The sequence below is a fragment of the Leptolyngbya sp. FACHB-541 genome, from assembly GCF_014695875.1.
Taxonomy (GTDB): domain Bacteria; phylum Cyanobacteriota; class Cyanobacteriia; order Elainellales; family Elainellaceae; genus JAAUTN01.
Genome location: NZ_JACJPC010000118.1, coordinates 1 through 22,022 on the forward strand (window position 1 = coordinate 1; position 22,022 = coordinate 22,022).

15 protein-coding genes and 1 pseudogene are annotated in these 22,022 nt (G+C 49.1%); 8 read left to right on the forward strand and 8 right to left on the reverse strand.

The window, feature by feature from the left end; translation table 11 throughout:
- Nucleotides 1-1,161, forward strand: a pseudogene (ftsH2, locus tag H6G00_RS25845) (ATP-dependent zinc metalloprotease FtsH2); the annotation flags it as partial.
- Between the two features lie 74 nt (nt 1,162-1,235).
- On the opposite strand, the gene nagA reads toward ftsH2, so the two are convergent.
- Nucleotides 1,236-2,432, reverse strand: a complete 1,197-nt coding sequence (gene nagA / locus H6G00_RS25850; protein WP_190798921.1) for an N-acetylglucosamine-6-phosphate deacetylase — start codon at nt 2,430-2,432, stop codon at nt 1,236-1,238.
- 90 nt (nt 2,433-2,522) lie between these two features.
- Between nagA and purE the strand changes: the two genes are divergently transcribed.
- From purE to H6G00_RS25875, 5 genes are all read left to right on the forward strand, one after another.
- Nucleotides 2,523-3,041 (forward strand): 5-(carboxyamino)imidazole ribonucleotide mutase, encoded by a 519-nt coding sequence (gene purE / locus H6G00_RS25855; RefSeq protein ID WP_190643921.1) that lies wholly within the window; start codon nt 2,523-2,525, stop codon nt 3,039-3,041.
- A 9-nt stretch (nt 3,042-3,050) separates the two neighbouring features.
- A complete protein-coding gene (locus H6G00_RS25860) occupies nt 3,051-4,838 on the forward strand; it encodes a M61 family metallopeptidase (RefSeq protein ID WP_190798922.1) in 1,788 nt (595 codons plus the stop codon).
- A 405-nt stretch (nt 4,839-5,243) separates the two neighbouring features.
- Nucleotides 5,244-5,972 carry a glutamine amidotransferase gene (locus tag H6G00_RS25865; protein WP_190689129.1) on the forward strand — a complete coding sequence of 243 codons (729 nt, stop codon included), beginning with the start codon at nt 5,244-5,246 and terminating at the stop codon, nt 5,970-5,972.
- Nucleotides 5,973-6,032: 60 nt separating this feature from the next.
- Nucleotides 6,033-6,746, forward strand: coding sequence for a protein glxC (locus tag H6G00_RS25870; RefSeq protein ID WP_190689126.1), 714 nt, complete (start codon nt 6,033-6,035; stop codon nt 6,744-6,746).
- Between the two features lie 196 nt (nt 6,747-6,942).
- Nucleotides 6,943-8,247: an FMN-binding glutamate synthase family protein gene (locus H6G00_RS25875; protein ID WP_190689123.1), complete on the forward strand. Its 1,305-nt coding sequence runs from the start codon at nt 6,943-6,945 to the stop codon at nt 8,245-8,247.
- A 541-nt stretch (nt 8,248-8,788) separates the two neighbouring features.
- Here H6G00_RS25875 and H6G00_RS25880 read toward each other — a convergent pair.
- On the reverse strand, nt 8,789-11,488 hold the full coding sequence (locus tag H6G00_RS25880) for a tetratricopeptide repeat protein (protein ID WP_190798923.1): 2,700 nt from the start codon (nt 11,486-11,488) through the stop codon (nt 8,789-8,791).
- Between the two features lie 397 nt (nt 11,489-11,885).
- Between H6G00_RS25880 and H6G00_RS25885 the strand changes: the two genes are divergently transcribed.
- Nucleotides 11,886-13,490 (forward strand): NB-ARC domain-containing protein, encoded by a 1,605-nt coding sequence (locus tag H6G00_RS25885; protein ID WP_190798924.1) that lies wholly within the window; start codon nt 11,886-11,888, stop codon nt 13,488-13,490.
- Nucleotides 13,491-13,536: 46 nt separating this feature from the next.
- On the opposite strand, the gene H6G00_RS25890 is transcribed toward H6G00_RS25885, so the two are convergent.
- The gene (locus H6G00_RS25890; RefSeq protein ID WP_190798925.1) at nt 13,537-14,994 is read right to left on the reverse strand and encodes a serine/threonine-protein kinase; all 1,458 of its coding nucleotides are present in this window, start codon (nt 14,992-14,994) and stop codon (nt 13,537-13,539) included.
- Nucleotides 14,995-15,066: 72 nt separating this feature from the next.
- Nucleotides 15,067-17,082, reverse strand: a complete 2,016-nt coding sequence (locus tag H6G00_RS25895; RefSeq protein WP_190798926.1) for an ankyrin repeat domain-containing protein — start codon at nt 17,080-17,082, stop codon at nt 15,067-15,069.
- Nucleotides 17,083-17,705: 623 nt separating this feature from the next.
- Between H6G00_RS25895 and H6G00_RS25900 the strand changes: the two genes are divergently transcribed.
- A complete protein-coding gene (locus H6G00_RS25900; protein ID WP_190798927.1) occupies nt 17,706-18,311 on the forward strand; it encodes a hypothetical protein in 606 nt (201 codons plus the stop codon).
- A 118-nt stretch (nt 18,312-18,429) separates the two neighbouring features.
- Here the strand turns inward: H6G00_RS25900 and H6G00_RS25905 are convergent, their stop codons facing one another.
- From H6G00_RS25905 to H6G00_RS25920, 4 genes are all read right to left on the reverse strand, one after another.
- Complete coding sequence (locus H6G00_RS25905; RefSeq protein WP_190798928.1) at nt 18,430-19,188, reverse strand: phycobilisome rod-core linker polypeptide; 759 nt, start codon at nt 19,186-19,188, stop codon at nt 18,430-18,432.
- Between the two features lie 243 nt (nt 19,189-19,431).
- A complete protein-coding gene (locus H6G00_RS25910; RefSeq protein WP_190798929.1) occupies nt 19,432-20,169 on the reverse strand; it encodes a phycobilisome rod-core linker polypeptide in 738 nt (245 codons plus the stop codon).
- A 164-nt stretch (nt 20,170-20,333) separates the two neighbouring features.
- On the reverse strand, nt 20,334-21,074 hold the full coding sequence (locus H6G00_RS25915) for a phycobilisome rod-core linker polypeptide (RefSeq protein ID WP_190798930.1): 741 nt from the start codon (nt 21,072-21,074) through the stop codon (nt 20,334-20,336).
- Nucleotides 21,075-21,160: 86 nt separating this feature from the next.
- A complete protein-coding gene (locus tag H6G00_RS25920; RefSeq protein ID WP_190798931.1) occupies nt 21,161-21,994 on the reverse strand; it encodes a phycobilisome rod-core linker polypeptide in 834 nt (277 codons plus the stop codon).
- Nucleotides 21,995-22,022 lie beyond the last annotated feature (28 nt).

The window sequence follows — 22,022 nt, forward strand, 5'->3', positions numbered from 1 at the left end:
GTCGAGATGTTTGTTGGAGTTGGTGCTTCACGAGTGCGTGACCTGTTTAAGAAGGCAAAGGAAAACGCCCCTTGCATCATCTTCATTGATGAGATTGACGCAGTCGGACGGCAGCGGGGAGCCGGAATCGGGGGTGGTAACGATGAGCGGGAGCAAACCCTCAACCAGTTGCTCACCGAGATGGACGGGTTTGAAGGAAACACCGGCATCATCATCATCGCGGCAACCAACCGTCCTGATGTCCTTGACTCTGCCCTGTTACGTCCCGGTCGCTTTGACCGTCAGGTTTCCGTCGATCCGCCGGACATCAAGGGTCGTCTGGAAGTGCTGGAAGTCCACGCACGCAACAAGAAGATTGCTCAGGAAGTTTCTCTGGAGGCGATCGCCCGTCGCACCCCTGGATTCACCGGAGCCGACCTTGCTAACTTGTTGAACGAGGCAGCAATTTTAACTGCCCGTCGCCGCAAAGAAGCAATCACCATGCTGGAAATCGACGATGCGGTAGACCGCGTTGTCGCAGGCATGGAAGGTACGCCGCTGGTAGACAGCAAGAGCAAGCGCCTGATTGCCTATCACGAGTTAGGACATGCGATCGTTGGCACCTTGCTGAAAGCACACGATCCGGTGCAGAAAGTAACGCTGATTCCTCGCGGTCAAGCTCAAGGTTTGACCTGGTTCACACCTAATGAAGAGCAGGGCTTGATTTCTCGCTCTCAACTGATGGCTCGAATCACTGGAGCATTGGGTGGAAGAGCCGCCGAGCATGTAATCTTTGGCGATGCTGAAGTTACCACAGGTGCAGGCAACGACTTGCAGCAGGTGACCAACATGGCGCGGCAAATGGTGACTCGCTTCGGCATGTCTGACCTTGGACCACTTTCCCTAGAAAGCCAGCAGGGAGAGGTCTTCCTTGGCCGTGACTGGATGTCTCGCTCAGAATATTCTGATGAGATTGCCGCCCGGATTGACGCTCAAGTTCGCACCATCGTCGAGCATTGCTATGACGATTCCCGCCGGATCATCCGCGACAACCGCGCCGTGATCGATCGCCTGGTAGACCTGCTGATCGAGAAGGAAACCATTGACGGTGAAGAATTCCGCCAAATCGTCGCAGAATACGCTGAGGTTCCTGAGAAAGAGCAATACGTGCCACAGCTCTAATTTTCACCTCGAAAAGTCCGCTTTAAAGCAAAGAGGGGGGCACCGTTGGTGCCCCCCTCTTTGCTTTGTGGGGATTAGAAACTCATTCGCTCCCAGACTAATTCTTCGGGTTGCTTCAGGTGCCAGCGCAGCAGATCAGCGGACTGACCTGCGATTAATGGTGGTAATGTTGGCAGACCGATCGCCCGTCGAGGGGCTGTCGTTGCCAGGGCGATCGCCTCTCCCACTTCACAAACGCCCCACTTCACCAAATTCTGCACTCCTACCAGCAAGGGCAGCGTTGTACCTGCTAAGGTGCCGTTTTTTAACCGTGCTGTACCGTCTTGCACCTCAATTTGGCGGTTGTCCCAGGGATAAGTGCCGTCAGGCAAACCCAGCGGTGCAAGCGCATCGCTAACCAGAAAGATGCCCAAATCGTGGGGAATGGGCGATCGCGTCCCTCGTCCAACCCGCAGCAGCAAATCGACCATAAGTGGAGAAACGTGCTGGCTGTCTGCAATCAAGCCGCAATAAACGGTCGGATGCAGCAATGCTGCCCCCAACAGTCCTGGTTCACGGTGATGCAATCCAGGCATGGCGTTAAAGGCATGAGTCACCATAGAGGCTCCCTGCTCGAACGCAGCCTGAGCCTGAGCCGCGGTTGCCTGAGAATGTCCCAAGCTAACCGTCATTCCCAAAGATTTGAGGAAAGGAATCACCGTCTCAGTAGGGTCAAGTTCTGGAGCCAGCGTGATCACCTTCACAAGGGATGCATAATCGCCCAGCACTCGCTTGACCTGATCTAGCTGCAACGGCAGCAAATATTCCTTAGGATGGGCACCTCGCTTCTCTAGATTAAGAAAAGGACCTTCTAAGTGAACCCCTAAAATTCGGGCAGATTGTGGATCGGGCTGGGACTGTTCTAGAAAAGTAGCGATAGTGTGGAGCGATCGCCCAATATTCTCAATCGAGGTCGTTACCAGGGTTGGCAGGAACCCATCTACGCCTTGCGTCCAGAGGAAACGGCAGATTTCTGCAAGCTGGTCGAGATGATTCAAATTTAGGTCGGGGAATGCCAACCCCAACGCGCCATTAATTTGTAAATCAATGCCACCTTGCGAAATCCAGTCTCCTTTTACATCCAGCACCCGCAAATCAGACGGCGGGAACTGCTTAACACCCGTAGCCATCGGTGCAGCAGTGCTAATCTTGCTCTGACGAATGCAAATTCGGTAAAGCTCTTGGTAGCCAACCAATCGAGCATTGATAATATCCAGAGAATAGTCAGGCATGGGAGATTAGCTGTAGGGACTAGTTCTTGAAACCTCTTTCAGATCCTCGCACACCCCCTGTCTTATTCCCATCCCCCACCCCCTCATCCTATGACCCCATCCCCTATTGGTATCATCATGGGCAGCGACTCCGACCTGCCAACCATGCAAGCAGCGATCGCCATCTGCGAAGAATTTGAGATTCCTTGTGAAGTGGCGATCGTTTCTGCCCATCGCACCCCAGAACGCATGGTGGACTACGCAAAACAGGCACATCTGCGTGGACTCAAAGTGATCATCGCTGGAGCAGGTGGTGCCGCCCACTTACCAGGAATGGTTGCCGCTCTAACTCCACTACCCGTGATTGGCGTACCCGTTGCCAGTCGCCATCTTCAGGGCGTAGATTCGCTCTACTCGATTGTGCAAATGCCTGCCGGAATTCCCGTGGCAACCGTGGCGATCGGCAATGCCAAAAACGCCGGACTGCTGGCCGTGCAAATCCTCGCTAGCCATCAACCCGAACTGCTAGAAAAAGTGCAGCGCTATCGCCAGGATTTGAACAACCTGGTTCTGGACAAACAAGCTAGGTTAGATGAGATAGGCTATCGACAATATCTTGCAGAATCCTGAAGACGCGACATGACAGAAGCTACTCAAATCCGCCCTGCTGCCAAGCCCGCCGCTGACCTGACAATTCACTATCAGGTAGCGATGCCGCAGCCTGAAACTCACCTGTTTCAAATCACGCTCCAGATCAAAGGCTGGCAGACAGACGTGCTGGATTTGAAGATGCCCGTCTGGACACCGGGATCATATCTGGTGCGAGAATATGCCAGACACCTTCAGGATTTCACCGCTGAGACAGCCGATTCCGCCAAACCGTTAGCTTGGCAAAAGCAGAGCAAAAACCACTGGCAGGTCGAAACGGCAGGCACGTCAGAAATCACTGTGCGCTATCGCATTTTTGCGAATGAGCTATCCGTGCGGACGAACCATCTGGATGCAACGCACGGTTACTTTAATCCAGCGGCGACCTGCTTTTATTTGCCAGGATTTGAGCATAAACCGATTCAAGTCACGATCATTCCACCCAACCCAGACTGGCAGGTTTCCACACCCCTACCGGCAGCGTCAGGAGCAAATACATTTGTCGCGGCTGACTTTGACACGCTGGTAGACAGCCCATTTGAAGTCGGTAAACAGCAGGTGTACGAGTTTGAAGTGTTGGATAAACCCCACGCGCTAGCCATTTGGGGACAAGGAAACGCAAAGCCAGAGCAAATCATCGAAGACACCCGCAAGATCATTCAGGTCGAGGCAGATCTGTTTGAAGGATTACCTTACGATCGCTACCTCTTCCTGCTGCACCTTTCCGCTCAAGGCTTCGGCGGATTGGAACACAAAGACTCCTGCTCACTCAACTATCCACGTTTGGGCTTCCGATCGCCAGAACGGTATAACCGCTTCATGCAGCTTGTTGCTCACGAATTCTTTCACCTGTGGAACGTCAAGCGAATTCGCCCGAAAGCGCTAGAAGTGTTTGACTACGAAGCAGAAAACTACACGCCTTCCCTCTGGTTTAGCGAAGGCACCACCAGCTACTACGATCGCCTCATACCATTGCGAGCTGGCATTTACGATATCTCATTCTTCATCAAAGAACTGAGCAAAGGCATTACCCGCTTCTTGCAAACTCCGGGTCGCCAAGTGCAACCCCTGGACGAATCGAGCTTTGACGCCTGGATTAAGCTCTACCGCCGCGATGCCAATAGCGATAACGTGCAAATTTCCTATTACCTCAAAGGTGAGATGGTGTCGCTGCTGCTAGATTTGCTGATTCGAGCCAAGCATGGGAATGGGCGATCGCTCGACCAAGTGATGCGCCAAATGTGGAATCAGTTCGGCAAATCCGAGACCGGCTTCACCCCCGAACAGCTTCAATCTGTGATCGAATCAGTCGCCGAAACCGACCTGTTAGACTTCTTCCATCGCTTCCTCAACACCACCGAAGAGCTACCGTTCAACCAGTATCTAGAACCCTTTGGACTCCAGCTTCAGTCCGAAGGCGAAGACGAACAGCCCCCCTTCCTGGGAATCACCGTAAAGACAGAAGCCGGACGGGAAATGATCAAATTCGTCGAAGCTGGCTCCCCAGCCCATCAGGTAGGTATCGACCCCGGTGACGAACTGTTAGCGATCGATGGACTGCGGGTCACAGCAGAGCAACTGAGCGATCGCCTCAAAGACTATCAGCCCAACCAGGTAATTCACCTCACCTTCTTCCACCAGGACCAACTGCTCACACACCCCATTCAGCTTGTAGCCCCGCGCCCCTCGCGCTATCAGATCAAGGCGAGCGAAAATCCCTCAAAAACACAGCAGAAAAACTTCTCCGGCTGGCTCGGCGCATCCCTCAAAGAAATTTGAGCCACGATTTGCACTGCCCAGCACTTAAAAAAACCCTGCCACCCACCAATGCGAAGCGCCACGCCACCCATCCACCCTCCGCAAGGGATGGTGGATGGGGGACGCGCTTCGTCCCTCAGTGGGGGTTTGGGGGCTAGCCCCCAAAAGGGATTTGGATTGAGAAATATTTCCCCAAAAAACTAAAAGATAAAAACAGTCACAGACTACACAATTCCTCCCCCACCGTACTTGTTATAACGAGTTGAGACGTTCCTCATTCTCATAACATGTTGGTCATTGCGAGGCGGGCATTCAAGTAATCGGTTCATTTAAACATGTGCCCTTTGCTGAAGCTTGTCCGCCTCGTTTTTCCATCGTTGCCCATTACTCAAATAGATTGCAGCGAAAACCAATCAGGAGGCAGCTTTGTGCGGCATTGCAGGCATCATCTACCATAATCCAGCTTCTTACCAAAACCTTGGACGGGATTTGCTGTCCCTGATTCAACCCTTAGAGAGCCGAGGCCCAGATTCCTGTGGGGTTGCCCTATACAGTGACACAGACACCCAGGAACCAGGGATTTACAAGGAAGTAGGTGCGGTTAATAATCTGGCGAAAAAGTATGGACTTTACGATGTCAGCGGCAGTCATGGTATCGGACATACGCGCATGGCAACGGAATCTGTCGTAGATACCAATCATTGCCACCCCTTTACCCCTGGCTCTGGGCTATCGATTGTCCATAATGGTCAGATTTCTAACTACTACAAGCTGCGGTTTAAGTTAGAGCAGGCAGGCGTAGTATTTGAAACTCACAATGACTCAGAGGCGATCGCCCACTACATTCACCACCAGCTTTCCCTAGGCGAACCGCTAGAAGCTGCTTTGGAAAAGCTTCTGCGTGACATCGATGGAACCTACACTTTTTTAGTTGCAACACCCAACAAAGTTGCACTAGTGCGCGATAAGTACGCCGCCAAACCTGCCGTAGTTTACGAAACAGCTGAGATGGTGGCGATCGCCTCCGAATATCGCGCCCTGCTCACATTGCCCCACTTTGACCCAACCGTGCCCCTCCGTGAACCAGATGCAGGTGAAATTAACATCTGGTCAACTGTTGCAGTGACTCGTGAGCTTTTAGAGGCTAGGAGCTAGGAAGGGCTGGGGGATTAAGGATTAGGGATTAGGTTGTTTTATCTTCATTCTTTTGCTGAGATGCCTGAGACGATTCTTTCTAAGACAGTTTTGGATTGTGCAAAGTTAACCACCCGTGAAATTAACCAGCAGCTAAAAGCGCTGGCATCTGAGGGAATTGAGCAGGTGGAAGTGGTGAATCCGGCAGGACGACATAATCTGGCGATCGCCCTGGAACATCCGATCACTATTAGTTTTCAAGGTTCGGTCGGCTACTACTGCGGCGGCTTGTGTGATAGAGCAACGATTGAAATCAACGGTTCCTGTGGCTGGTCAGTCGGTGAAAATTTGATGTCTGGGCAAATTACCGTCCAGGGAAATGCCTCCGCCAACGCTGGAGCCTCGGCGCACGGTGGCAAAATTTGCATCCTGGGAAATGCTGGACCTCGCGCCGCCATCTCACTCAAAGGAGCCACCCTGATCGTCAGCGGCAATGTCGGACATAGCAGCGCCTTCATGATGCAGCAGGGACGATTTATCATTTGCGGTGATGCAGGCGAAAATCTGGGTGACTCTATTTATGACGGTCAAATCTTTGTCGGCGGCACAATCAAATCCCTAGGTGCGGATGCTCGACTTGAACCCATGACCGCTCAGGACTGGGAACTGCTCACCCAAGAACTTCACCCTCTGGGTCTGGATGCCAAAGCTTATGAGTTCAAAAAGATAGTTTGCGCTCAGGAGCTATATCACTTCAAAGCCAAAGATTTCAGCAAGTGGAAAGACGCATATTAAAGCGATCGCATTCTGTAGGTTGGTAGAGCGCAGTGAAACCCAACAAATTTAAATCTTCGCGATGGTCAGCCCCTACCGGCTTAAGCAAATCGATAAACCTTACACTTGCCAAACATTGCTGTTGGGTTTCGCCTTGCTTCACCCAACCTACGTGACCTCTCGTTAATCCTTTTGAATTTTTAACTTAGAACTTCTAATGGAACCTGTTCTCAACACCAGCAGTACTTTTAACCCTGAAGTCATTCAAGCTATCCAGGAACGAGCAGAACTGGGACGCTACATGATTCGCGGATTTGGTGCATTCCGCAACGTGCCCCGATTGGACGATCTGGTTTTTCTCACTGCCTCTCTGACTCGCCTGCCACTAGAAGGATATCGGGAGAAGTGCAGCACTAAAACGGTGTTGGGAACTCGTCACGCCAAGCGCCCGATGGAGTTAGAAATTCCGATTACGATCGCCGGAATGAGCTTTGGAGCACTGTCCCGCAACGCCAAAGTTGCCTTAGGTCGAGCTGCAACCTGGCTGGGAACCTCTACCACCACAGGCGATGGCGGCATGTTGCCCGACGAGCGAGAAGCCTCATCTAAGCTGGTCTATCAGTGTTTACCGTCGCGCTATGGCTTCAACCCTAAGGATTTGAAGAAAGCAGATGCGATCGAAATTGTGGTAGGACAGGGCGCTAAACCGGGTGGTGGCGGCTTGCTACTAGGGCAAAAGGTGAATCAGGTCGTAGCTGGAATGCGAACCTTGCCAGAAGGAGTGGATCAGCGATCGCCCTCTCGCCACCCCGACTGGATCGGGCCCGACGACCTGCGAATTAAAATCGAAGAACTGCGCGAAGCCACCGACTGGGAGATTCCCATTTACGTCAAAATTGGCGCAACCCGCGTCAAAGATGATGTCAAACTGGCAATCAAATCTGGCGCAGACGTAATCGTACTAGACGGCATGGAAGGCGGCACCGCAGCCACCCAAAGCATTTTTCAGGAACACTCTGGAATTCCTACGCTTCCTGCTCTGGTGCAGGCAGTCGAGGCGCTGAAGGAAAGCGGTATGTATGGAGAAGTTCAGCTTGTGATCTCGGGCGGCATTCGTTCTGGTCCCGATGTCGCCAAAGCCTTGGCTTTAGGAGCAGATGCCGTCAGCATTGGCACAGCTAGCCTGATCGCAATGGGCTGCAACAAACCCATTTACGTGGAAAGCTATCACAAACTCGGCACAGAACCTTATCACTGTCACCACTGTCACACAGGATTGTGTCCGGTCGGCATTACTACCCAGGATGAAGACCTGATGGCGCGTCTACCCGTTGAAGAAGCCGCAACTCACGTTGCAAATTACCTTCAGGCAATGGTGATGGAGGCTCAAAGTCTGGCGCGTTCCTGCGGCAAGTCTGACGTTCACAATTTGGAGCGAGAAGATTTAGTTGCACTCACCTTAGAAGCTTCGGCAATGTCCAAATTGCCGTTGGCAGGAACGGATTTTGTTATGGGGCAATGAGGCTATTTGTATTGCAATTTATGTACGATCCGGAGCTAGCAAAATTGGTGATGTAGTCAGTTCCAGATAAGCAGGAAAGCTCAAAGAGAAGGTTCATAAATTAATTGTTCTCTTGCTTTCCAAGTTAATGCCCTAAACGGCATAGCTATCCGTCAAATTTTACGGGAATGGAAGGAGAACTGACTAATGAAATCGCAAACTTCCGCTACAGAGAATTTCACAACTGAAGTTTTTGTTGAATCTGGTTTGCCTATTTTAGGCTTTTTGCTGCTCTTGATTTTGCTGTAAGGATAGCGTTCAGCTTGAAGTTGTTTGAGTAACACGATTACGTTTAGCAAATAGGTAATTCTTTACCTCTTCAAGCTGCCGCATCTTTCCATTAGTTTCTTCAAGTTTAAGGTCAATTACTTTCAATTTTTCAGATGTCAGCATCGCAACGTTTCTCTAAGTATCAATCGGGTATTTGATCTCGTTTAGAGCAAAGCCTGAAAACTTGCTTTGAGTAATGATGATTACTCGTTCTACGTTTAAAGTTACTGATCTAACGTTTCAACGCTTCTGGCACCATGCTGTGATTGATAGCGGTAGTGCGGACAGGACTGGAAGTTGGAGCTTGGCGCAGTTTGGCAATATTGCTGAGGGCTTTTTGGGCATTGGCTTTGCTGCCCCGTTCGGTAAATAGCTTGGCGGCAATTTCTAGGTCAGCGATCGCCCCTCCTCGATTGCCCAATCGCTGATAGGCAATGCCCCGATAATAGTGAACAATCGCATTGTTGGGTGACAGAGCGATCGCCTCTGAATAGTCTGCAACAGCAGCTTGAGGATTGCCCAACTTCTGGCAAGCCATGCCGCGATAGAAGTAGACAATTGGGTTGGGTTGAATCTGGATCGCCAAACTATAATCAGCGATCGCCCCATAGGGATCGCCCATTTCCACCCGAATAAAGCCACGGTTGCAGTAGGCAGCAAGGTAACGAGGATCTAGCACAATTGCTTCGCTCAGGTCAGCCAGCGCGCCCGACTTGTTGCCCTGGTCATAGCGCACCAACGCCCGACCATTGTAGGCTGCTGCATCGCGTGGGGTAAGGGCAATCAAACTGTCGAAGTCGGCGATCGCCCCAGCCTTGTCACCCAGCCTATAGCGCGTTACCGCTCGATTCCAGTGAGCTGCGACATCTTCAGGGTCAAGTGTTGGACTATCGAAACTTTCAGTCAGCTTCTGGATCACCTCAGGATCAGTCGTTCGCAGCTTTAGCTCCAGATTTGACAACACGGTTGTCGTCGTCAGAGACTCATCTACTCCCAACAAAGCAAACGATTGATCTGAAACCAAAAAATTCTCCCGCGCTCCCAAAACCTTAAAGCGAAAGTAATCTGGGTAGTTGCGCTTAAGCTGCAAGAGCTTGTGCAGCGTTTCCTGAATTGCCCCTCGCTGAATTGGGTCGATCGACCACTGCTGATTAATGCTGCTGAGAAACTGGACTTCGTTGCGGTCAGCCACGTGACACCAGCCCACATCAAGCTGGCGCTTCTGACTGAGCAAGGTTTCTAACTTTTGCATCAGCCCGTCATCCAAACCCGACTGCGCCGACCATTGCCAGACTAAAATCAGTCGCTCTTGAGTCTGAGTCAGCGCCTCTTCCAGAATGGCACGGCTCTTAGAAACACTCTTTCCATTCATGCCGGACTGGTGAGACTTTAGATCAAAAATCAACTCATACTGAAGCCCCGTTGGCAAAGCCTGAAGGTGACGATTCACCCCCTCCAACTCCTGATGCAATGTAGCTTCCACTCGCGTCTGAAAACTTTTTGAGTTGTTTTTAAGCGCCGCCAAGCCAACCGTCAGATCTTCCAAATGATGACGCATCATCTCCGCATCTTCAGCGGGAGGCAAATGACTCACCTGTTCCTGAAGCTGTTTGTGCTGTTCTGCTAGGGTTTGCGTAAACTGTTGCAGCGAGGCAAACTGTTCTTGGATGCTGCTCAAGTAAGCAGTCATTGCGCCTTCAGCTTGCATGTAGAGTTCTGAAGAGGCTAGATCAGAATTCTGTAAGCCATTTAGATAGGCAGTCATTGCCACCTGAGCCTCTGAAAACAAATCAGAAAAGGTTAAAGAGGGCATCAGCCCATTCATCGACGGCCCGATGCGAGCCAGACTTTCCTCCAGGTCGCTCGTCGGATCTGGGGGAATGTAACCCAACTCCAGAGTTGCTGCGGGGTCATCAACCGAATTGTTGTAGACCGTTTGGTCAAATCGGGGCAAGCTGTCAAACAGGGGATTGTAGCTCAGCTCCAGGGTCGCGGCCGGATCTTCTGCCTGGGCAGGTGGGGTAAACGGCGGCGGATATCTTAGCTCAAGCGTTGCGGTTGGGTCGGCAATCTGGATGGGTTTCTCAACTTGCCGTCTCAGGTTAAGCGCAGTGGCTTCCACCGCAGAGAGAGATTGCTTGAGCGCTTCTTGCTGCTGCTGCATCTCTTTCATTTCAGCCATAAGTACTGACCAATCCCGTTTGGGCACCAGGGTAGAAACCATTTTGATCAGTTCTGCGACTTCCTGCTTTAGAGAGGTGGAGTCAACAGGTGGCGGTAGTTTTTGAAACTGCCGATTGAGGTGAGACACCTGATCCCGCAGGGAAACAATGCTGGGTTTGGTCAAATTGGTCAGGTTTTGCAAATTCACCCGAATTTGCACCAGTTCTGTTTTAAATTGGGCGATCGCCCCTTCTACTTCCTCCATCCGATTGGCAGGAGAAGCCTTTTGCAGGTAGTTAGTAACCCCCGCCAAGGTATCTGAAAGCTGAGCGTACTGCTCATGAATCTGGTAAATTTCTTGCCGCAGCGGTTGAATGCCCTGCTGCTCAATGGGGTCAAGCCGATCCTGAATCTCTTGCCGAATTTCTGCAACTTCGCTAGCCAGCTTGTCTAAAATTTCGCGGTTGTTGCGAGTAACTGTTTTCTTCAGGCTGCCAATCGCTTCTGGGGTGGGCAGCGACATCATCTGCTGGTTGAGCAACTCAATGTGCTTTGACACACGGCGATCGAGTTTGGAGAGGGCGATCGCCGTATTCTGTTCGCTCTGGTCTTCAAACCGCCGACGGTTAATCAGGTTTAGCAGCACCAGCACAGACAGCGGCGTGGATGCAAACAAAACCTGCTTGGACATGAGGGAGACAACCGATCCAACCCCCAAGCCGACCAGCGATAACGACTCAACTAGTTCTAACCAGTGACGTTTTTTCAAGGATGCCCTGACCTGAAGAATAAGAGTGAATGCAACTCAACCGTCAGAATGCAGATATCCGTTCTGGTGATCGAGACAATTTACTCGAATCTTCTATCAGTTTGCGAAGCAATCAGGAAATTCTTTACAGCAAAAGATATTAAGCCGGAATTTACGTAGATATATGTAGCAGCCCTAGATCCATTGCAAGACAAGTGAGTTATGAGAAGCGTACTCTGTCAGGCACGTCTCCATACCCTCAGAACTGATAATGTGACACCAGGATTTTGAAGCCTTATTTTTCAGGGAATGCTCACCGAACAATGCGCGCTTTAGAAATTAGGACTGCGGGGTTTAGCTCCTACTAATTTTTTGAAACTGAGGCAAAATTAAGGGAAACCGCTGGCGACCGCTGCCCATGACAAGTCTCAAAGCATCAGAACGCGGACTTGCGATAGTCAATCAAGCAAGACTGAGGAAGGGGTGGACTAAAACTCGCACCCCCCTTTGGTGGCAGTCTGCTCACACCTCCCAAGCAACACTGCGGCGATTTTGGCAAGGGGCAGCGGTGCAAAGCGAAACCTTTATCGCAATCTGTGAAGTTGTTGGAATCAAGGACTGGCGAATTGTTTCTGATTCTGCTGAATCCACTGATTTTGAGCGATCGCCACAGATTTTGCTGCAAGATTGGGGAGAAGCACCCGACATTGCTGGCTTTTATGGACGCACTCAGGAATTAGGGGAATTAGAGCACTGGATCGAACGCGATCGCTGCAAATTAATCACCGTTCTAGGCATGGGTGGCATCGGCAAAACGGCTCTTACTGTAACACTGGCAGATCGAATTCAAAACCAATTTGAATGTGTAATTTGGCGATCGCTCCGTTCTTCACCCTCCGTTTCGTCTTTACTGAATCAGCTCATTCAGTTTCTTTCTCAGGGGAAACAAACCGCTGATCTAGAAGATCTGCAACATAGCTTTTCTCAATTGACGCTGCTCTTACGTCAAAACCGTTGTCTGGTGATTTTGGATGAGATGGAGGGTATCTTTCGCAGCAGTAGTGGACGATTTCGTCCGTATATCGGACAGTATCGGGAAGGTTATGAAGGATACGGAGAATTGCTGCGCCGCATTGAGAGCGATCGCCACCAGAGCTGTATTATCCTCACCAGTCGAGAAAAGCCAGAAGAAATCGCTGCCTTTGAAGGGAAAACTTTGCCAGTTCGATCGTTTCAACTAAAGGGCTTGCAAACTGAGGACGCTAAAGAACTATTTAAAGCCAAAGGGGTTTCTGGCGCTGAAGAAGGTTTGACGGAGCTAATTTTGCTCTATGGGGGCAGTCCTCTAGCGCTAAAAGTGATTACAACTCTCATTCAAGAAGTTTTTAGAGGAAGCATCATTCAGTTTTTGAGTCAAAATACGTTAGTGGTGGGCGATCGCCTCCGCATGTTGCTAAAACAACAGTGCGATCGCCTTTCCAATTTAGAAAAAGAGCTTGTGTACTGGCTTGCAATTGAGCGGCATCCCATTGCGTTATCGAGACTGCAAGCCAACATGCTTTCCCCACCAACCCAATCGGTGCTTTTAGAAGCATTAGCTTCACTAGAACGCAGATGCATGTTGGAACATGCAACTCAAACTGATGAGCAGGAATCCGCAACTGATGAATCCTTGTTTACCTTGTCACTTTTGGTGATGAAATGTGTCACTGATGAGTTTGTTGAACAAGCAATCGATGAACTCTATACGGCGATCGAAACACAGGACATTAAACACTTGAAGCTTTTGAAACACTATTCTCTAATTCCACCTCAATCTTGTGAAGATGGGGATAATACATCAACTCACATGCTTAAACGATTGAGGAATAGCCTCCAACCTATGTTTGAGGGCGAGGAACTTAAACATCAACTACGAATGATGCTTCAACCGTTGAAGGATCAAATTCTGACAGGAGTAGGTTACGCGAATGCTAATCTAGCTCAACTTTTAAGCGTTTTAGAGGCTGACTCTAATACCTAGGATAAGCAAATTCCAACGGAGCAAGATTAACTTCTGCTAGCTTTTACTAAGCAGATTTTGAAGCAGCGATCGCCCGCTGCTTCTCTAAAAAATCTTCGATTTCTGCCACAAGCCATACTTTTTCCGCTTCCGGTAGCAGTGAACCAAACTGTGGCTGGCTCCTATTTCGAGCGATAACTGTGCAAGCTGTTATGGGTGTTCTCCTGATCGACAAACCTAAACTTTTTAATCTTGCCTGCTTGATCTGAGTAAGTTGTCCTCGTGCGTCGCTATAGCGCCATCCCCACAACCACTGCTGAAGCCTAAAGTTTTGGCATTTAATCTCCAACCGAGTTCGACACACTGCACCACGTAGGAAGAGAACTAATAATGAGACACTGGTTACTCCCCAAAGGATGAAGAAAACGGAGCCATACGGTATTTGATATATAAGAAAGTTTGACAATTCCTCTAAATAAGAAGCGCTATTAAAAGCATCGTGAAAAAGCAGATCGTAAAAAATCCGGGCGTTAATAGTCCAACCAATCAGCCACAGACTCAGATACCCGATCAATAAAAGAAGCGCAAAAAACCGACTGTGACCGCTTCCTAGCCCGATTGGTGGAATCTCCGCTACTAGCTGTTCTTTGCTGATTGCCAACTTAATAGAACTATCACTAGGTCGAGCAGGCTTTTGGTTGGCACAGGCAAAAGCTTTCTCTCCGCGCAAAGCAGACGATGCCTCTGCTGCTGAGGGAAAGCGGTCTTCTGCTGTAGGCTCCACCATTCGCTCTAGCCAATCTGCAAATTGTTTAGAAACTGTAACGTGAGGGCGAAAATGAATTCGCAGTTTTCGATAGGGCAAATCGGCAGGTGCTTTGCCTGTTAATAAAGTAATCAGCGTTGCTCCAAGCCCATACAGGTCAGTTCCTAAAACGGCTTGTCCACGAAACTGTTCTGGAGCCATGTAGCCGTAAGTTCCAACCACAGTACTGCTGCCAAGCATAGTGTTGTGATAGGTGTCTTGCACAGCCCCAAAATCTACTAAAAATAACCATCCATCACTTCGACGAATAATATTTTGAGGTTTGATATCCCGGTGTAGCACTGGAGGCGTTAACTGTTGCAGGTAAACCAGAACTTCTAGAATCTGAATTGCAATATTGTGAACCTCTGTTTCGTTAGGTTGCCAACCTCTTTCAAGCAATGTTTCTAAGGATTGCCCTTCTGCAAGTTGTTGAGCGATGTAGAAGAGGCGATCGCGCGGCAAGTCTACCTCAAAATAATCTACATATTGAGGAATCGCAGGGTGATTAAGCTGTTGCAAAATTCGAGCTTCTCGCTCAAACAGTTCTAACGCCTTAAAGTCATTGGTTTGGCGCAGAGACATAGCTTTGAGAGCAACTTGCTGACCTGTCTTTAAATCCTCTGCGGCATAGGTAATGCCAATGCCACCTTGCCCTAACTTACTCAAAATCTGGTAGCGTCCAGCGACGAGGTTCCCTGACTGATGTAGTGTTGTCATCGGAGTTTGGGGACTAGTTTGAAGTTGGAAAGTAAATGAACCTTTTTTGAGGCAGAATGTAAGCCCGCAAGTTTAATTTCCCGACCCGTCTTTAGCACCATAGTCCAGCAGCTCAACTAATTCTGTCTGTGGACGTGAGAGCGTAGTACGAGAATCACAGATTGAGGCTGCAAGTTGCAGTGGCGTAAGGTCTAAATCATCTTTAGTATTTGTTGCTCCATGACTCAGCAGCAAGCTAGCTAGCTGTACTCTAGAAGTCCACCATATATCGTGATGTTCTACAGACCAAGGCGGCATTTTTGAGCAAGTACTTGACTCAATTTCTATTTCATCTTCCCCTTTGCCTGCATTAAGGCCGTTGACAGAAGAAAAGGGGCTGCTGTCCCCAGAGGAAAATCCATCCGAGTTTTCTTTGATATTCCCTCCTGCCACTACAAGGTGGAGCGGAGTTCTGCCGTCGTTATCCTCGGCGTTGATTTGGGCACCGTGTGTAATCAGTGTATTAATCACTCTTTTATTATCGGCTCCAGGGAAGTATTCCACAGTTGCGTGAAGTGGTGTTCTGCCATGACGATCTCTAGCATTAACATCTGCACCATTTGCGATCAGGGCTGCCGCCATCCATTCTGCCAATATGGAAGGATCTCCATTATTTGAAGCCATTGCCCAAGGACTTACGGCCCAATGCAGGGGTGTTCTCCCGTATCGATCCTGAGCATTAATGTCTGCTCCATTTGCAACCCAAGTTTGGGCAATCATTTCTTCAAATTCGTTTTTTGTAATCTTTTCTTTGTACGTGGATACTGATTTAACCAGAATGTGAAGCGGAGTGTATCCATAGTTGTCCCCAGCATTAATGTTTGCACCACCAGCAACTAACGCTTCAACCATCTCTCTAGAGGGTGGGTCGTAGGGATAATATATCGGCAGTTCTATTGCATTGTGCAGAGGTGTTTTATTCTGATCATCTCTGAGATTTGGCTCTGCTCCTCGTGCTATCAGTAATTCAACAACTTCTGCTGACTTGGCGTACCGGAATATATAACTAGTCCACCAAACTTTACTTTCTCTGTCCATGAATAATCCTCTCCAGAACAAAATACTACTAAGCATATCTACGTCTCCAATAGATGCTGCTTCCTCCGGAGAAGGATGATACCTGGCTGTCAGGCTGATCCAGGGAGCTTTTAAGTATTTGGGAGTATTCAGTGCAACAACGATCGCCACTCCTAGCCCAACTGCGGTTTTTAAAGGAATGGGCGATCGCGCTCTACTTCTAATTCTTTTACCTTGCAGCGCAGCCAATGCCTCCTTGGCAGAGGAAAAGCGGTCTTCTTCGTCTGGCTCTACCATTTGCTGAAGCCAGTCGGCAAACTGATCAGAGACCTGAATGCGATCGCGAAAACTATACCGCAGCCTTTCTTGAGGCAATTCCGAAGGGCAACGGTGCGTTAGCAAAAATAGTAAAGTTGTGCCCAAACCATACAGATCTGTCGCAGGAACAGCCTCCCCGCGAAACTGTTCTGGAGCCATGTAACCATAGGTTCCCACTACAGTACTCCCCCGTGCCACCGTAGTGCGGTAAGTATCCTGAACAGCCCCAAAATCTACCAGAAAGATCTGTCCATCTTCTCTTAAAATCAAGTTTTGCGGCTTGATATCGCGATGAACGATTGATGGCTTTTGAGCTTGCAGATAAATCAGAATATTCAAAACTTTAGCCGCAATCTGACGAACCCCAATTTCATTGGTACGCCAACCTCTTACCAGTTCTGCCAACGACTTGCCCTCTGCTAACTGCTGCACGATGTAAAAGGCTCGGTCTTCAGCCGTGTCTATGCAGAAATAATCCAGGTAGCTGGGAATCGCAGGATGATGAAGCTGCTTTAGCGTTCGGGCTTCCCGCTCAAACAGTTCCAGGACTTTAAATTCGCCCATGCGCCGCAGCGACAGTTCCTTTAGAGCCACGGGTTGATTGGCGGTCAGGTCTTTGGCAGCGTAAGTCGTGGCAATTCCCCCTCGCCCTAAGGTATCTGTCACCTCATACCGATTGGCAATGATATGTCCGATTTTATGCGGGATCTCCATAGGAGGTCTGTGGGTAGGTTGGGTTTAGCAGGAGGCGATCGCAACCTGGCTAGCAGTCCTGCTGATTCTTAGATGTTTTAATTTTGCCTGCCCTGCCCCTAATTGTGCGCTCAGTTTTGATCTCACCCTTGATCTCACCGCTGCGCCCAAGTTTCCTGATTTGTTTAAGCATTAGCCACCGACATTCGCAAAATCATCAGGCATGATCAGGGTAGTTGAGACAGTGTGGCGCTCGCTTGGGTAAGCCAAAATTGAGGGAAACTCAAACAGCCACTGCTCAAACTGCACACTGAAAGAGGAGTTAATTATGGAACAAGGTGAACTGTTGACATTGATTATGCTGCTGACCCCCGGCTTACTGCTGTCGATTTTGGTGATGGCAGTGTTCTCTGTTGGTGGATGACGCATAACTCCTGCACACCGAAATAAACGATGTGCCTAATCATAAACCGGGTCTTTTGCTCACCACTTGCTTCGTTCTGATCCCTAAATGCTGATAGACCGACCAGTTTGAAAGGCCGAAGCATTCTATTCAGACTTCTGTTAAGAACAGCTGCCTTCAAACTGGATTGGGCTAAACAATACAGTCGTGGAGTTGAAGTTGCAACTCTGAGGTAAGCATTATGGGGCAGTATGAACAGCAGGGTAAAACACTACAGTTGGCAGTTCCTCGCCTTTGGCTCTGGTGGACAGTGGCAACTGCAATTGCTGGAGCGATCGTTGGGGCATTGGAAGCATCGGGGTTTCAGTTTCTAGCAACTGTGTTTTTTACGGGTTTGTTTATTGGCATAGCTCAATGGTTGATCTTGCGCCACTACATTCCCAAGTTCTTCTGGTGGATAGCGGCTAGTACGTTAGGGTGGTTTTTTGGACTGATGCTGATGGTGAGTTTGGATGTAGTCCTTGATCCAATCATTCAATTCTTAACTAGGCTAGGCGCGTGGCAAGTTTTTTGGATGAATTTGGTTGGTGAGTCTGTTGTGCTGGCAATTTTGGGAGCAGCCCAGTTACCAATTTTGTGGCGATTTGTTCGCAAAGCGTATTGGTGGATTCCTGTTAGCGCTTTGGGTGGTGCGTTGCAAGGCGCAAGCGGTTCGGCTGTCGCGTATGTCATACAGCCAGGAGTATTGTCAGGAGCATTCGTAACTGCACTATCCTACGGGTCGGGTTGGTTAGCCTATGGCATCGTCACCGGAATTTTTCTGCAACGACTACGTCATCAACCTTAATAGGAACAATCACACAGTAGGGGCAAAACATTTGTGATGAGGATGAATGGCTGTCACCACCCATCTTCGACACAAACACTTTGCCCCTACTTCAAAGTGCAGCTAGGCTGCTGAAGACCTAACGGCGACCCCGAACTGGGACTTTGTTGAGATAATCGATGTCAAACGCAGAGGTGCGCTGGGCATAGTTGACTTTGGGTGCGATCGCTGCTGCCACAGCACGGAACTTGCGAGGATCTCCTTCGGGAAGGCTGCGCTCTTGGAATTTGAGCGTGTAGAATTTCTCCAGGGTAATCCGCCAGTCGGTTTTAGCAGTTCCTGCAACTTCGCGATAGTCTTCACCATAGCGAGGCACGAAGGTGAACGGACGCTTCTCCATCCGCTTGCGCTGATAAGGAACAATCGAATCACCAAACGCCTGGATGTACTCATCGCTATCGAGGAGCGCATCGACAAACCCGTGGAAACCCAAAGTTCCAATCTTGATCGACCAGGCAATCTTCTCCTCCTGATTGTAAGGAGCGCGACCCAACAGCCGCTTGACGCAAATTTCTACTAAGCGGTAGTTATCGTTAACGCCAACTACCAACGTGTAGAACCGCTCTGACTTTACCAACTCACGAATGAAATCACGAACGGTAATAGAGCCATTTGCCAAGCGGGTTTCTAGTGTGATCTGGCGGTTGAATCTAAGCAGGAGCTGCTCATTATACACTTGCCGATACGCTTCCCGAATGAGGGCTTGTAGCTCTGTTGGAGAACTTACGTCCTCAATTCGGTACACGTAAGGGGTATCTTCATTTTGATCGGATATGCCAAAGCTGCGAACCCTTTGGTTCTGACTCGATGGTTTATAGTCGAGCAACGGCAATGCCATGCTAATGTCTCCCTTCTGTATTGTGCGGTGTAAAAGTTGTCTGAAATATCAACTGCGAAGCAGCACCTAATGCTGGAAAGTCTGGGCTAAGGCTTGATTCAGACCAACACTTCTTTGGGCTTATTATCCCGTGTTTTGCTGACCTGTTATGTGATGAACTGCATTTTTTGTAAGCAAATTTCAATCAAATAGTGCAGTTCTCAACATTTTGCTCAGCTTCAAGCAGGTCAATCGAGAAAATTCCTAACTTGCCGAGTTCGAGAAGGCACTCAGCGCCAGCAAAAATACACATCCCAACGTCAGAACGATCAACAAACCAGAAACCCGACCCCAATTGGTGGACTTGAGAAATGTCTGAAGGTTGAACGGACGGTCAAAGTCGAGATTGAATTGAGTTGGAGGTGTGTAAGGTTTGGCTGGAGGCAATTGATCGCGATAGTAAGCACCATAACGCGGCGTAAAGCTAAAAGGACGCTCTGTCATCCGCTTGCGCTGATAAGGCACAATGTTGTCGCCAAAGGCTTTGGTATACTCTTCACCATCTAGCAACATGTCTACAAATTGATTCCACCCCTGGGTCGCAATCTGAATAGACAGCGTGATTTCCTCTTCTTTGCTGTAGGGCGCACGTCCCAACAGTCGCTTTAGAGCAAGTTCTACCAAACGGTAATTATTATTGGGTTCTACTACGAGCCGGTAGAAACGCTCTGATTTTGCTAACCCGCGAATGAAATCTCGAACCGTAATCGAGTGATTTTTCAGCCGCGTTTCTAAAACAGTTTGCCGATTAAATGACAGTGTTTCCTGTTCATTAAAGACTTGCCGATAGGCAGCCCAAATCAGCGCTTCAACGTCGCTTGGAGATTGAGATTCTCCAAGCTGATAAATGCAGGAAGTTTCTTCGTTGCGATCGACAACACCAAAGTTAGAAACTCGCTGGTTTTGAGTTGTCGGTTTGTATTGAAGTAGTGGTAAAGACATTTTCAATCTCCTATAACAGGATTCTGATATCGCCAAACCTGATCTAGGACGTGTTTTAAAGCCGATTGAAAGAGTTGATTTTTCGGATGTGAAAAGCCCGAAAAATCAACCTTTAAAACCTAGAGGATCTGGCTCATGCTGGAACACGAAATACTCACAGCACTCTAGCGGAAGGGGAAACTTGCAGCAGAGTTGATCGAAGCGGGTACGGGAGAAGTATCTTTGCGAGTCGTATCAGGGATGCTAATGTTGTCAGTTTTTACCTGGACAAAATTAACGGGTTTAACTTGGATTGAACGTGCCAATTCCAGGAAGTTCTTAACATCTCCCCACTTGTAGCGTTCCTCTTCTTGCTTATCTCGCCAGTAGTCGCTGTAGCGAGGAGTCACTAAGTTAAAGGGACGATCTTTGTAGCGCCGACGCTGATAGGGAATGATGTTCTCACCAAAGGAGGTAGTGTATTCCTCGCTGTCAACGAGAGCATCCACAAAACCGTCAAACCCAGCCGTAGCAATCTTGATTGACCAGGCAAGTTTTTCATCATTGTTGTAAGGTGCCCGACCGAGCAAACGCTTCAGGGTGAGTTCTACAACACGATAGTTTGAATTGGTTTCAAACACTAGGCGGCGATACACCTCAGATTTTGCCAGACCACGAATAAAGTCTCGCACGGAGATCGAGCGATTTTTGAGCTGCGTTTCTAGCGTTTTTTGACGATAGCTTTGCAGTGTCTCGTGTTCGCTAAATACTTGACGATAGCCTGCCCAAATTAAGTCTTGAAATTCGCCATCCGAGGTTGCGTTGTCTAGCCGATAAGTCCGTGGGGTATCTTCGTTGGGTACCTCAAAACCAGCCACACGCTGATTTTGTGAGGAGGGTTTGTACTCAAGCAAGGGAATTGGCATGGAAAGATCCTCTGGAAAACTGTGCGGGAAACAAGTTTCAGAGGTTAATTTTTCGTGCATACAGCGCAGGAAAAATTAACCTCTGACTAGACCTTTGGAGAGGTAGGAATGTAGCGGTAAGGCAGAGCAACACTGGTTCGCTTCACGCTGACTTGTGAAGGAGCAGCTTCACGAGTCGAATCGGGAACCTTGACCGATGATGCTCTAGCAACGTGCCGCTGGCTGTCGAGTTGGGGTGGCAAAAGGCTTTGGGCCATGTTGAGGAAGCCAACTGGGATAGCCTGACGGATAATTTTCTTATCCAACGCACCAGCTCCATAGCTCCGTGCCTGGAAGTAGGAACGGCTTGCGAGTTCCATATCCAGCAGACGGCCGCGCCAGTAATCCTCGTAGCGAGGAGTCACCAGGTTGAAGGGACGACCTTCCATGCGACGACGCTGATAAGGGACAGTATATTCTCCAAAGTTTTGCAGGTACTCGTCACTCTCTACTACCGCGTCGATAAACCCATGCAGTCCACGAGTTGCAATCACAATCGACCAGGCGATTTGCTCGTCTTTACCGTAGCTTGCCCGACCTAGAAACCGCTTAAAGGTGATATCGACTAGGCGATAGTTGCTGTTGGTGTCAGCAACTAATTCCCGATAGACATCGGTTTTACCCAGAGCGCGAACAAACTCTCGCACTGAAATCACCCGATTTCTGAATTGCGACTCCAATGCGGGTTGACGATATTGTTCGAGGATCAAATGTTCGCTAAAAATTTGTCGATATGATGCCCAAATGATTGCATCTACGCCTGTATCCGGGGTAGTGCCCGTTAACTGATAAATGGGTGAATTGTCTTCATCGGGAATGTTGTAGCCGTTAACGCGCTGGTTTTGAGTTTTGGGGGTAATTTCGAGGAGGGGAAGAGGCATAAGGTTAGGTACCTTTAACTAAAATTCA